Origin of the sequence: Lentibacillus sediminis (assembly GCF_002763455.1) — a bacterium.
Lineage (GTDB): Bacteria > Bacillota > Bacilli > Bacillales > Amphibacillaceae > Lentibacillus_D > Lentibacillus_D sediminis_A.
In genome coordinates this window covers 99625-113357 of sequence record NZ_NIXK01000002.1, presented here as the reverse complement: position 1 = coordinate 113357, position 13733 = coordinate 99625, and the positions used below count along the sequence as shown (strand labels likewise).

Annotated in this window: 13 protein-coding genes; 1 reads left to right on the top strand and 12 read right to left on the bottom strand. The window is 45.5% G+C overall.

What is annotated here, in order from left to right:
* The first annotated feature begins 76 nt into the window (after positions 1–76).
* A complete protein-coding gene (locus tag CEG13_RS04655; RefSeq protein WP_100010711.1) occupies positions 77–1423 on the top strand; it encodes an aspartate kinase in 1347 nt (448 codons plus the stop codon).
* Positions 1424–1562: 139 nt separating this feature from the next.
* On the opposite strand, the gene spo0A is transcribed toward CEG13_RS04655, so the two are convergent.
* The 12 genes from spo0A to accC form a co-directional block, all read right to left on the bottom strand.
* Positions 1563–2384 (bottom strand): sporulation transcription factor Spo0A, encoded by an 822-nt coding sequence (spo0A, locus tag CEG13_RS04650; protein WP_192869516.1) that lies wholly within the window; start codon positions 2382–2384, stop codon positions 1563–1565.
* 681 nt (positions 2385–3065) lie between these two features.
* Positions 3066–4355, bottom strand: a complete 1290-nt coding sequence (spoIVB, locus tag CEG13_RS04645; RefSeq protein WP_100010709.1) for a SpoIVB peptidase — start codon at positions 4353–4355, stop codon at positions 3066–3068.
* 673 nt (positions 4356–5028) lie between these two features.
* Positions 5029–6741, bottom strand: coding sequence for a DNA repair protein RecN (gene recN, locus CEG13_RS04640; RefSeq protein WP_100011183.1), 1713 nt, complete (start codon positions 6739–6741; stop codon positions 5029–5031).
* 30 nt (positions 6742–6771) lie between these two features.
* The gene (gene ahrC, locus CEG13_RS04635) at positions 6772–7221 is read right to left on the bottom strand and encodes a transcriptional regulator AhrC/ArgR (RefSeq protein WP_100010708.1); all 450 of its coding nucleotides are present in this window, start codon (positions 7219–7221) and stop codon (positions 6772–6774) included.
* Between the two features lie 38 nt (positions 7222–7259).
* Positions 7260–8075 carry a TlyA family RNA methyltransferase gene (locus CEG13_RS04630; RefSeq protein ID WP_100010707.1) on the bottom strand — a complete coding sequence of 272 codons (816 nt, stop codon included), beginning with the start codon at positions 8073–8075 and terminating at the stop codon, positions 7260–7262.
* Positions 8076–8115: 40 nt separating this feature from the next.
* Positions 8116–9000, bottom strand: a complete 885-nt coding sequence (locus CEG13_RS04625; protein WP_100010706.1) for a polyprenyl synthetase family protein — start codon at positions 8998–9000, stop codon at positions 8116–8118.
* Positions 9001–9002: 2 nt separating this feature from the next.
* Positions 9003–9236, bottom strand: coding sequence for an exodeoxyribonuclease VII small subunit (locus tag CEG13_RS04620; protein WP_100010705.1), 234 nt, complete (start codon positions 9234–9236; stop codon positions 9003–9005).
* Positions 9208–10578: an exodeoxyribonuclease VII large subunit gene (xseA, locus tag CEG13_RS04615; protein ID WP_100010704.1), complete on the bottom strand. Its 1371-nt coding sequence runs from the start codon at positions 10576–10578 to the stop codon at positions 9208–9210. The genes CEG13_RS04620 and xseA overlap by 29 nt, the downstream gene beginning before the upstream one ends.
* Entirely contained in the window at positions 10575–11429 is an 855-nt protein-coding gene (gene folD / locus CEG13_RS04610) for a bifunctional methylenetetrahydrofolate dehydrogenase/methenyltetrahydrofolate cyclohydrolase FolD (protein WP_100010703.1), read from the bottom strand. Before folD ends, xseA begins: the two co-directional genes overlap by 4 nt.
* A 12-nt stretch (positions 11430–11441) precedes the next feature.
* Positions 11442–11804, bottom strand: coding sequence for a transcription antitermination factor NusB (nusB, locus tag CEG13_RS04605; RefSeq protein ID WP_100010702.1), 363 nt, complete (start codon positions 11802–11804; stop codon positions 11442–11444).
* Positions 11805–11933: 129 nt separating this feature from the next.
* Positions 11934–12317 (bottom strand): Asp23/Gls24 family envelope stress response protein, encoded by a 384-nt coding sequence (locus CEG13_RS04600; protein ID WP_100010701.1) that lies wholly within the window; start codon positions 12315–12317, stop codon positions 11934–11936.
* A 50-nt stretch (positions 12318–12367) separates the two neighbouring features.
* On the bottom strand, positions 12368–13726 hold the full coding sequence (gene accC / locus CEG13_RS04595; protein WP_100011182.1) for an acetyl-CoA carboxylase biotin carboxylase subunit: 1359 nt from the start codon (positions 13724–13726) through the stop codon (positions 12368–12370).
* Between the last annotated feature and the right edge of the window lie 7 nt (positions 13727–13733).

Below are 13733 nucleotides of genomic sequence, written 5' to 3'. Positions count from 1 at the left end.
GACTTGAGTAATTCTCTATTATTGTTAAAATGGATATTGTGAAAAAAACAAACAACGGCCGAGGGGGACTTGAGAAATGAAAGTAGCAAAATTTGGGGGTAGCTCTGTCGCGGATGCGCATCAGCTGCGCAAAGTGGCGGAGATTATCAGACAGGATCCAGAGCGGAAATTCATTGTTGTATCTGCCCCTGGCAAGCGATCAACAACAGATTTTAAAATAACCGATAAGCTGATTCAATTAGCGAATGCGCAGGAAAACGGTAAACCCACAGAAGAGATAGTTAACACTATTTTACAACGGTTCCGGGGCATCACAGCAGAACTGGAACTTCCGTCAGTAATTCTAACAGAAATTGAGGGAACAATTCGTACAGTTCTGGAGCGCAATGAAACGGCAGCACGAAAAATGGATGCATTGAAATCAACCGGAGAAGACAGTTCAGCTAAAATTCTCAGCGCATATCTGCAACAACTGGGGCTGCAAGCTGCATACATAAATCCGAAAGAGGCCGGCATCCTTGTAAGCAACGAACCGGGTAATGCGAAAATGCTCCCGGAGAGCTACGCCAAAATCCATGCATTAAGAGAAAAAGAAGGAATTATGGTGATTCCCGGTTTCTTCGGCTATACGCTGGAAGGAGAACTCGTGACTTTTTCCCGCGGCGGCTCGGATATTACGGGTTCGATCGTTGCCGCTGGTGTAAAAGCAGCATTATATGAAAACTTTACCGATGTTGATTCCGTTTTTACCGTGAATCCAACGATCGTAAACCACCCAAAAGAAATTAAGACATTAACCTATAAGGAAATGCGGGAACTGTCCTATGCAGGTTTTTCCGTGTTTCATGATGAGGCGCTGATTCCTGCTTTCCGTGCAGGGATTCCTGTGGAAGTTAAAAATACGAATAACCCAGAGGCAACCGGAACACGGATAGTATCGGAAAAGAAAGAAACCGAAAAATGCGTGGTCGGCATTGCCAGTGATACCGGTTTTTGCAGTTTATATGTCAGTAAATATCTGATGAACCGAGAAGTCGGTTTTGGGCGGAAACTCCTGCAGATTCTCGAGGAAGAGGGAATTTCTTTTGAACACGCCCCTTCCGGAATTGACGATTTGTCGGTAATTATACGCGAGAGCAAGCTGACACCGGAAAAAGAGGATAATATCATAAAAAAAATTCATGAGTTGCTGAATCCGGAGACCGTTACCATAAACCGCGACTTGGCAATGATTATGGTTGTAGGTGAAGGCTTAATGAGTACGCTTGGTGTGGCACAACGGGCTGCTACAGCGATCACGGAAGCGGATGTCAACATTGAAATGATCAATCAGGGTTCTTCCGAAGTGTCGATGATGTTTGGAATTGAGTCAGAAGGTTTAAACCGTGCATTAAACTCCTTGTACCGGGCCTTCTTTGCCTAAGGAAGACCTTAAATGACTAATCACAAGCTTATATCGCGGTAGGCCAGAGTTTCATTTATGCAGGATGAGAAAAAAGAAAACCTGATCAGTATCCGGGCAATTCCGGTCACTGATCAGGTTTTCTTTATCCTTTATTATTTTAACTCGCCCGGTGCTCCAGCCGCAGCCGGTCAGCAACCATAGCAATGAATTCACTATTAGTAGGTTTTGCTTTTGATATATTTACCGTATAGCCAAACAAGGCAGAAATGGACTCAATATTCCCTCTGCTCCAGGCTACTTCAATAGCATGGCGGATTGCCCGTTCCACACGGGAAGCTGTGGTGCTATATTTTTTGGCAATATCCGGATAAAGCACTTTGGTGACAGAACCGAGAAGCTCAATATCGTTATAGACCATCGTAATCGCCTCTCTTAAATACATGTATCCTTTAATATGGGCAGGCACACCGATTTCATGAATAATATTCGTAATGCTTGTCTCAATATCCTTGGCCTGCTTCTCTTTACGGGCGACTTTCCGTGACCCGGTAGTCAAAATGCTGCTTCCATTCACCTGACGAATTTGATCAGCCAGATTGTCCAGATCAAATGGTTTAAGAATGAAATAGGAAGCTCCCAATGTGACAGCTTTTTTCATTACTTCTTCCTGTCCGAACGCTGTCAGCATAATTACATTTGGCACACTTTGCCGCTCTGTTTGCCTTAACGTGTTAAGTACAGCCAGCCCGTCAATATGCGGCATAATAATGTCCAAAACGAGAACATCCGGCTGCAGATCCTCCATCAGATACAAACAATCTTTGCCATTGTATGCTGTGCCGATAACCTCAATATCTTCCTGCTCGGCAAAATAGTCCTCCATCATCTGCACAAGCTCCTTATTGTCATCCACCAAACATACTGAAATTTTCTCCACGATAAAACTCCTCCTCTTATGTATTGCCAAATTTTTCTCCATCCTACTCTTTACTTATTCTACAAAAAAATCGAATATCCTTCTTTTTTTAAAAAAACTTTGGTTTTTTTTATATTTTCTTTTACTATCTTAATTATGCTTGTTTTTTCGATGTTATTTGATAATATTTGACAAGTTTTGTCGAAAAATATTCAGCCGTAATAAATATAAGCTTTTATTACGTAGTTGATGGAAGCTGCGACATGGCCACCGCTCCCGCCGCTGCGGAAATACAGGGGAATTTTCATAGTAGGCTATCTAATCCTTACAAGTGATAGAAAATTCAACATGAGTGCTTGTTGATTTCCGCTGCGGGCATCCGCTTTCCGCGGGCACGGCTTCAGCCTCCTCGCGGAAAACCGCCGCTGCTCAGGTCTAGACTCGTGCTTTTCCCGCAGGAGTCGGATGCCCTCCGCTCCAATCAACCATCTACAGAGCGGGTAACTGTGGTTTAATTTACAAAGCACACCAACTAGCGGAGGAAATACCCCGAGACTCCTGCGGGATGGTAAGCATCGGTGAGACCCCGCAATGCGGCAGCACGAGGAGGCTCACCAGCGCCCGCGCAAAGCGAGGGGTATTTCCGCAGCGGCAGGTTATGTCGCAGTTTATAGATAACATCCATTTATGAAAACAGCCATGAATAAAAACCTGCCATGCTGATCACATGACAGGTTTCATTCATTAGCTTGCTTTTTTATTCTCCCCGTAAATATCTACGCCTGCTTCCTGGAGCATCCATTCAATGTGCACGCCGTATCCGGATGTTGGGTCATTGACAAACACGTGGGTGACTGCACCAATGACTTTTCCATCCTGGATGATCGGGCTGCCGCTCATTCCCTGGACGATGCCGCCTGTTTTCTGCAGCAGTTCCTGGTCGGTAATTTGAACAACCATCCCTTTGGTTGCTGGGAATTTTTGCGGAACACTGCTAACAATTTCCACTTCAAATTCCTCTACTTCTTCCCCTTCAACCACGGTTAAAATTTTCGCTGGTCCTTCCTTTACTTCATGAGATAAGGCAATTGGCAACGGCTTATTATATTCCCCGTTGGAAATCTGCTCATTCAATTCCCCGAATATACCAAAGGGACTGTTTTTCGTTATCGTGCCAATTTCATTATCCTTCATAGAGAATTTCGCTTGTTTTTCGCCTGGTGTCCCATTATTTCCTTTTTCAATCGAAGTAACGGTTGAACGAACGATGGAACCATCGTCAATTTGAATCGGTTTATTTGTATCCATATCGGAAATGACATGGCCCAGTGCTCCGTATTTTTTTGATTCCGGATGATAAAAGGTCATGGTTCCAATGCCGGCTGCCGAATCACGGATATACAAACCGATTTTGTACTGATTTGCTTTTTTATCGAGTACTGGCTCTAGTTCTGTGGAAATGGTTTCATTCTGGCGCTTAATCGTTACTTGCAAATTCTCGTTGTTCTTGCCTGCCTCTTCAACCAGCGGCTTAACATCTTCCATCTCCTCTATTGTCTCTCCGTTTATTTTCGTAATGATATCCCCCACCTGAATGTTGGCCTCTTCTCCAGGTGAAGATGCTTCTGCTTCTCCCCCGCTTATCAAGTGATGCCCGACTACGAGCACACCCTGTGTGTTTAACTGCACCCCGATGGATTGACCGCCTGGAATGATACGAAGATCCTCCATGACGGATAAATCGACTTTTTTAATGGGAAAACCGCCGACTTCATACATCAGCTGACTATTTCCCGGCTTTGTGGCAGAAAATACGGATGTGTCAATCGCCTGAATGTGCCCGCTGGCTGCTTCAACGTCCACATTAGCGCCTAAATCAGGCATCTCAATGGGCGATTGGTTATGAAAGGTCACCATTTCATTGGGAATGGCAAGATATTTCTGCATTGAGGGTAAAAAAGGAACGGCAATGACAGCAATAAGGAGAAAAACGCCTATTATCAATCGTATTCTGTTTGTCTGCGGTGATTTCACACAACTTCACTCTCCTCGTTCCTAACCCATACCATTGTTGTCTGTACTTCTAATTTGACCTAAACCCATGTGATTTAAACCGGGGAAAGATAAGAAAGATGTGTAACATTTCCCTTAAAAAATCCTCTGGAAAGTGAATAGCCATTGTGTGGCGTGTAATGGTATGAAAAAGAGCAAGTAAGCAATAAAGTTTTTAACTTAGGGTAATCGTAAGTTTTATTGCTAATTTATTTCGTAATTGATGGAAACTGCGACATAGGCAGCCGCTGCGGAAATACCCACGACATGTGTGCTCGTTGCTTTCCGCGGGCACGGCTTCAGCCTCCTCGGAAGAAGTGCACTTCCTGCTCAGGTCTAGACTCGTGCTTTCCCGCAGGAGTCGACTGCCCTCCGCTCCAATCAACCATTAACTAAGTGGATAGCTGTTGTTTGATTTAACAAAGCAGACAATTAGCGGAGGAAATACCCGAAGGCTCCTGCGGGATGGTAAGCATAGGTGAGACCCCGCAGCGCGACAGCGCGCGGAGGCTCACCAGCGCCCGCGGAAAGCGAAGGGTATTTCCGCAGCGGCGATCATGAACCCCATTGACTTACGTCGCATTCTATAGTTATTGCGATTAGAAAATAATCTTAACTAAAAAAAGCCAGTTGTCCTGGCTTTTCCTGCAGATGCTTATTTCATCTTTTTCTTAAACGCATTTGCCATCTCAAGCAGCTCTTTGGCATGCTCTTTTGCTGTATCCGTCAATTTGGTTCCGGTGATCATCCTGCCCAGTTCCTTCATTTGGCCCTCGGCCGGCAATTCGGAAACGGAGGTGAATGTACGGTTGTTCCTTTCTTGTTTCTCAATCAGTTTATGGGTATCAGCCATTGCTGCGACTTGTGGCAAGTGGGTGATGCACAGAACTTGGGATTCACTGGATACCTGGAGAATTTTCTCGGCAATCGCCTGGGCTACACGCCCGCTGACACCTGTATCCACTTCATCAAAAATGACGCTTGTCACTCCTTGATGCTGGGCGAATATTTTTTTAAGTGCAAGCATAATTCTCGACATTTCCCCGCCCGAAGCTACTTTGCTTAGCTCTTTTGCCGGTTCACCGGGATTGGTGGAAATAAAAAAACGAATAAAGTCAAAACCATTTTCATGCAGCTGCACATCTTTTCTGTCCGCGGCTTCTTTTTGACTAAAATCAATTGTAAAAGCAGCCTTTTCCAAATACAATCCTGTTAGTTCCTGATGAATTTCCTCTGATAATGCGCCAGCCGCTTTTTTGCGGATATCATGCATTTGTTTTGCTTCGAGGTAAGCATCTTTTGCTGTTTCCTCAATTTGTTCAGCAAGGAGAGAAAGGTGAGAATCCTTGTTGGTGATTTGTTCGATTTCTTCTTCTATTTTTGCCATGTATTCGAGGATGTCATTAACGGTCGGTCCGTATTTTTTCTTCAGGCGGTTAATTTCACTGAGGCGGGCTTCAATCTCATTTAAACGGTCGGGTTCATAGTACAGCTGATCCAAATGACTGCGCAGATCATAGGTCATTTCCTCTAATATATAATAATGGTTGGATGCGTCTTCTGCTTTCTCCGCAATAAATGGATCATACTCCCGGTTGTCCTGAAGCGCCTGCTGGGCGATGTTAAGCCACTCCAGTCCCTTTTGTTCACCGTACAGCGCGTTATAAGCATCCTGAATGGCCTGGTATATTTTTTCATAATTGACCAGTGATGCGCTCTCTTCCTCCAATGTCTCATCTTCATCGGGCTGCAGATTGGCTGCTTCCAGTTCATTCAGCTGAAATTGCAGAAGATCAAGCCGATGTGCCGTCTCCTGTTCATTTTCGTTCAGGTTTTTATATTTTTTTCTTAATGATGTAAGTTTCTCGTATAAGTAACGATATTCCTGTTTTGTGCTCTTGATATTCGCTTCATCATACATATCCAAAAGCTGCAAATGGTTAGCCGGGTCCATCAGGGATTGTGTTTCATGCTGACTGTGGATATCAATCAGCGTTCGGCCGAATTCCCGTAATATGGCCAGTGTAACCAGTTTGCCATTGATCCGGCAAATGCTTTTTCCGCCGGAGGTAATTGCCCGCTGCATAATAACTTGTTCTTCCTGGATTTCGATGCCGTACTCGAGACCCAATTCATAAATTGGATGGTTTTTCCGGTCGATGGTAAAGAGTCCTTCAATTTCGGCTCTTTTGGTACCATGTCTGACAAAGTCGACTGAGCCTCTCCCACCAGCTAAAAGCTGCACGGCATCAATGATAATTGATTTCCCGGCACCAGTTTCCCCTGTTAGCACAGTCAGCCCCTCATTAAAGGTGAGCGATATTTCATTTATAATAGCAAAATCGCGAATGGTTAATTCTGTCAGCATTTCTTCCCCTCCCATTCCTTGATCCTCCAGCTATAGCATGTCCAGGAATTGCTGTTTAATCTTCACTGTATCTTCTTCAGTTTTGCATAAAATCAGACAGGTATCATCCCCGCAAATGGTGCCCATAATTTCTTCCCAGTCCAGGTTATCAATTAAAACCCCAACTGCATGGGCATTTCCCGGTAAAGTTGTCAATACGATAAAATGGCTGGCATGATCTATTTTCACAAAGGCATCCATGATTAAGCGTTTGAGTTTTTCCAGAGGATTAAAGCGCTGGTCAGCGGGCAGACTGTATTTGTAATTGCCGGTGGCGGAGGGAACCTTCACAAGATGAAGCTCCTTAATATCACGGGACACCGTTGCCTGGGTAACATTATAACCGAGCTGCTTGAGCCTATCAACGAGCTCATCCTGGGTATCAATTTCCTGCTCGGTGATTAATTCTCTTATTTTGATATGACGCTGAATTTTACTCATATAACCACTCCGATTTCCTGTTTTGCCTGCCGTGATACTCAGTTGGACACCAATTCCTGATGTGCTGTTTCTACCGTTTCTTCTATATACACAGTCGTATCTTTCATTTGTTCGTCCTTCTTCCAGCCAAGATGAGCGAGAAATTCAATATTGCCGTCCCCGCCGGTGATTGGCGAATGGGTGAGTCCCAACAATACAAAAGACTGCTTCCGGGCAAACCCAATTATTTTTTCAAGAACCTGCCGGTGGATCTGTTTATCACGCACAATCCCCTTCTCTCCAACTTGATCCCTGTCTGCTTCAAATTGTGGTTTGATCAATACCACGGCATCACTTCCTTCTGCAAGCAGCTGTTTCATTACGGGAAGTATGACGGTTAATGAGATAAACGACACATCGGCTGCTGCGAGGCTCGGTACACCTTGCCTCAGCATCTCAGGGGTGACATGGCGGAAGTTCGTCCGCTCCATCACCACCACACGCGGATCATTGCGCAGCCTCCAGTCCAATTGGTTATAGCCGACATCAATCGCATAAGACAGCTTCAGCCCATTTTTTAGAGCGCAATCCGTAAAGCCGCCGGTGGAAGATCCGATGTCCAGCATTGTTTTTCCAGCAGCGGAAATGGAAAATTCTTGAAGGGCTTTTTCCATTTTCAACCCGCCGCGCCCAACATAAGGGATTGCCTTTCCTTTGACGGTCAGCGGGGTATCAGCTGCAACCTGCATACCGGCCTTATCGAGACGGAGCTCTTTTGTATAAACAAGCCCCGCCATGACAAGCCGTTTCGCTTTATCCATATTTTCCGCCAAGTGGCGTTCCACTAATAATTCATCCACACGTTTTTTTTTCATTGCATTATTCCTCTGCCATTCCTTTTAGTAACTTACCTCTTTAGTGGTCTCGCTGGGCAAAGTAATCCGTAAGCGCCATCAAATAAGAATTTCCAGCATCTGCTTTTTGCAATGCCTCTTTGGCAAGCGCCGTATATTCTTCTTTCTTCTTAATGGCGCCTTCCAAACCGAGCAGCTTCGGATAAGTGCTCTTTGCATTGGTTTCATCGCTTCCTACCGGTTTTCCGATCTTATCCGCATCGCCGGTAACATCCAGAATATCATCCTGCACCTGGAAAATTAACCCCAAATAATAGGCATACTGTTCAAGCTGCTTCAATTGTTCTTCAGAAGCATTTCCCAGAAAAGCACCTGCATAAACAGCAAAACGCAGCAATTCTCCCGTTTTCAGGGTATGAATGGTTTCCAGCTGTTCCAATGTAATCCGCTGATTCTCTGCTTCCATGTCCAGAAACTGGCCGCCCACCATGCCGGACGGACCACTAGTTTTAGCCAACATGGCCATTATTTTTGCTTTTTCTTCTGCAGACAGCTGGATCGATTCGGAGATTATCTCAAAGCTATACGTTAAGAGCGCGTCTCCGGCCAGTATCGCAGTTGCTTCCCCGAACGCTTTGTGGTTGGTCGGCATCCCTCTGCGCGTATCATCATCATCCATTGCCGGCAGATCATCATGGACCAGCGAATACGTATGAATCATTTCCAGTGCTGCCGCAACAGGCAATGCCTTGGAATGATTGTTCCCATATGTCTCGTAACTGGCCATTAAAAGAACAGGACGTAGCCTTTTCCCTCCAGCATACATGGAGTACTGCATGGATTTCTTTAGATTTTCTGAAATGTGCAGTTTTTCCAGCTGCTGCTTTATTTCCTTATCCACCAGGTTCCTGTAATGCTCAATAAATGTGTTCAAATTCTCTTCCACCCTTATTCTTCCTCCTGCAGCTCGAATGGAACAAGATCTCCCTGCTCATTCATTATCTGTGTCATTTTTTCCTGAACATTTTTCAATTTGTCATTGCAGACTTTAGTCAGGTTCATGCCCTCCTGGTAGTAGTTAATCGCTTTTTCCAGTGGAACATCCCCTTCTTCCAGTTTTTCCACAATCCCCTCAAGCTGCTTCATCGCCTCTTCAAACGATAGTTCCTCCTGTTGATTCATTGTTAGCCTCCTCTATACCCAATACCTTGCAGTCCAGACTGCCGTCACTGATTTTCACGGTAATTCTGTCCTCGGGTTCTACTTGATCTTTATTCCGGATGATGTTCCCTTCTGCTGAATAAGGAAGTGCAAACCCGCGCTTTATAATCTCCAGTGGATTCAGCAAAGTCAGTTTATCCAGCTGCTGAGCCAAATTGCTGCGTTTCTCCTCGATCTGCTGCTCGATCAGGCGGTTTTGCTGTTTCACAGCCCTGGACAGCTGCTGTTTTGCCAGCTTCAGCTTTTTTTCCGGATGCTGCCTGAATAACCGTGCCCTTAAGCTCTCATAGGCGGATTGCTGCTGCATCACTTGTTTCCCCGCAGAGCGCCGGATGGATTCCACAAATTTGTCCAGTTGTTGTTCTTTTTGCTCAAGTAACATGGCCGGGTAGCGAAATGCGTAAGCTCCCTCTAATTTTTTTAACTGCTGCTCTTTTGCCGTGACAAGCCCCTGCATTTCTCTGTGAACTGCACGCTCCAGTGAATGAATTTTTTCAGTAAGCTCAACCTGGGAAGGCACTGCCAGTTCGGTAGCGCCAGTCGGGGTTGGAGCACGCAGGTCAGCGATGAAGTCACTGATTGTAACATCCGTTTCATGTCCCACCGCAGAAATAATCGGTGTTGCAGCTTGAAAAATCGCCTCGGCAACGATTTCTTCATTAAAACTCCATAGTTCTTCTATCGAACCGCCGCCCCGGCCGAGAATAATCGTATCAAATAGCCCCCCACTGTCGGCATATCTCAATGCTTCGACAATCGAGCGCGGTGCACTATCTCCCTGAACAAGAACGGGGATGACGGTCGTTTTTACAATCGGGTATCTGCGTCGAATGGTCGTGAGGATGTCACGCACCGCTGCCCCGGTGGGAGAAGTAATAATGGCAATATGCTTGGGATATACCGGGAGCTTTTTCTTATGTTCCGGCAAGAAATAGCCTTGTTTCTCCAGTTTTTCTTTTAATTGTTCAAAAGCCAGGTACAAGGAACCGATGCCATCAGGCTCCATCTGCTGTATGTATAACTGATACTGCCCATACGGCTCAAAGACACTGATTTCCCCTTTAATCAGCACATTCATTCCGTTTTCCGGCCGGAACCGGAGGCGGCGATTATTCCCTGCAAACATGACTGCCTGCACGCGGGATTGATTGTCTTTGATTGTCAAATACATATGTCCGCGGCTGTGATGTTTGAAATTGGAAATCTCACCTTTGAGCCAAATGCCTTTTAAATGGGGGTCCGCATCAAACTTCCGCTTTATATATTTAGTGAGAGCGGTAACGGTTAAGTATCGGTCTTTCATGAATTGGCCAGTCCTTTGGCTGCCTGAATGGTATTCTTCAGCAGCATGGTAATGGTCATTGGACCGACTCCGCGGGGCACTGGTGTAATGTATGATGCTATTTCCTTTGCACTTTCAAAGTCCACATCCCCGGTAAGAGAGCCATCTTCCATGCGGTTGATCCCCACATCAATGACGACCGCACCTTCTTTTAGATGCTCTTTATTAATCATATTTGCTCTGCCGGCAGCGGCGATCAAAATATCGGCGCTTTTTGTATAGTCTGTGAGCTTGTCTGTTTTAGAATGACAGTAAGTAACAGTGGCATTTTCTGCAAGCAGCAGCTGCCCGACAGGTTTACCGACAATATTGCTTCGTCCAATTACGACTGCGTGTTTGCCTTCGATCGGAATATTTCTTGATTTCAGCATTGTGATGATGCCATAAGGAGTGCATGGCAAGAGTGCATCCTGCCCTGTCATCATCCGGCCGATGTTGATTGGGTGGAAGCCATCGACATCCTTAGCCGGATCGATTGCAACAATAATATTTTCTTCTCTGATTTGTTCCGGCAGCGGCAGCTGGACTAAAATTCCGTGCACACTCGCGTCACGATTTTTTTGATCAATTAGTCCAAGCAGTTCTTCTTCTGTTACAGATGATGGAAGCTCGATTACTTCCGAGGAAATGCCGACAGTATCGGACGCCTTCTCTTTTCCTCTGACATAGGATCTGGAAGCAGGGTTGTCCCCCACGATAATCACCGTTAAATGAGGAGTAAGCCCGCTATTCTTAAGTTGGTCCACTTCCTTTTTCATTTCCTGCCGTAATTCGTTCCCCAGTTCTTTTCCGCTGATGATTTCTGCTGGCATGTTTCTCCTCCTTTATGCAATGATTTTAGCCAAAACACCATTAATAAACTTGCCGGACTTTTCATCCCCGTAACGGTTTGCCAACTCAATTGCTTCGTTAATGGAGACATTTTGCGGAATATCCTCCAAAAATTTGATTTCATAGGTCGCAATCCGCAAAATCGTTTTCTCTACGGAGGCAATGCGGGTGAAAGACCAGTTTTCCAAATGCTGTGAAATGGTCGTATCTATTTCTTCTCTGGAGTTTCTCACCCCTTCCACCAAGGTTCGCAGGAATGGGTCGTTTTCTTCTGGCTCCGGCCGGGTATCGTGATCATGCATATCCAGCTGAAATAAGAGCTGAAATGCTTTTTCTCTTGCCGCATGTCGGTTCATCTTCCATAACTCCTCTTCATCCATATCTCAGGTAAATCATATCACGATTAGCCGGGCAATGCCAGAAAGGCCGGACGAGGCGAAAGAAATAAAGTAAGGTCAAAAGAACGCATCTTTTGACCCCTGCTTTTATTCTGTATCCTCTGCATCCATTTGCATACCGACGACATGAATATTCACTTCGGCAATCTCCAATGCAGTCATGCTTTTCAGTGTCTGCCTTATATTTGTCTGCAGGTTCTGCGCCACCTCTGGAATGGATACGCCAAAATGGAGAATGACATACAGATCAATCATGATCCCGTCTTCTGTCAGCTCCACTTTCACGCCTTTATTATGAGCTTTTTTGCCAAATCGCTCAGCCACACCAGATGCAAAATTGCCCCGCATCGCAAAAAGACCGTCCACTTCCGCGGAAGCTATTCCAGTAATTACTTCAATAACCTCCGGTGCGATTTCGACCGTCCCCAAGCCGGCCTCATCACTTACATGCAATAGTGGTTGCTCGTTCATATCTTCAACTCCCTCGTCATTTGTACTTTAAGAGGATGTTCAAACAAAATCTATTCCTTTTTTTCCAAAATCGGATGGTCCTCCAGGAAATTCGTATTAAAGTCGCCTTGCTGAAACACCTCGTGTTCCATGATCGACCGATGGAATGGAATGGTGGTATAGACGCCCTCCACGACAAATTCATCAAGTGCGCGCTTCATGCGTTTGACCGCTTCGTCGCGAGTCTTGCCGTATGCAATCAATTTGGCAATCATAGAATCATAATAAGGAGGTATCTGATAACCGGGATAAGCAGCAGAATCCACTCGTACACCTAAACCGCCCGGCGGAAGATACATGCTGATTTCCCCGGCGGAAGGCATAAAGTTTTTAAACGGATTCTCTGCATTGACTCTGCATTCAATGGCCCACCCGTCAAACTCAATATCTTCCTGCGCAAACGACAGCGGTTCATTGTTGGCAATATTGATTTGCTCTTTGATCAGATCAATTCCTGTTACCATTTCAGTCACCGGATGCTCCACCTGAATTCTTGTATTCATTTCCATAAAGTAAAAATCTTTTGTCTTTCGGTCAAAAATAAACTCAATGGTGCCGGCGCCTTCGTAATCGACTGCTTTTGCCGCTTTAACGGTTGCTTCCCCCATTTTTTCGCGGATTTCCGGTGTTAAGGCTGGGGAGGGACTTTCTTCAATCAGCTTTTGCAGACGCCGCTGAATGGTGCAATCCCGCTCCCCCAAGTGGACAACATTTCCGTGCCTGTCGGCAAGCACCTGGATTTCTACATGACGGAAATCTTCAATGAATTTTTCCAAGTAAACACCCGCATTGCCAAATGCTGTCTCGGCTTCCTTCTGGGTGACGCGGATCCCCTTGATCAAGTCTTCTTCTGTCCGGGCTACGCGGATCCCTTTTCCCCCGCCGCCTGCAGTCGCTTTAATAATCACCGGATAACCAATCGAATCAGCAACCTCTACTGCTTCCTCTTCACTGGCAATAATTCCGTCAGAGCCTGGCACAATCGGCACATTTGCTGCTTTCATGGTATCCCGTGCCACATCCTTGATCCCCATTTTCTGGATCGCTTCCGGGGTCGGCCCAACAAAAGTTATGTTGCAAGCCTTGCATATCTCGGCAAAATCGGCATTTTCAGCCAGAAAACCGTAACCGGGATGAATCGCGTCCACCTCTGTCAGCGTTGCTGCACTCATGATATTGGTAAAGTTTAAATAGCTGTCCTTACTGGATGTCGGACCGATACAATATGCTTCATCCGCCAGTTGCACATGCAATGCTTCTTTGTCCGCTTCTGAATAAACGGCAACGGTTTCGATGTCCAGCTCCTTGCATGCGCGGATAATCCGTACCGCTATTTCTCCTCTGTTGGCAATCAACAGTTTTTTTATCACTTCTTCC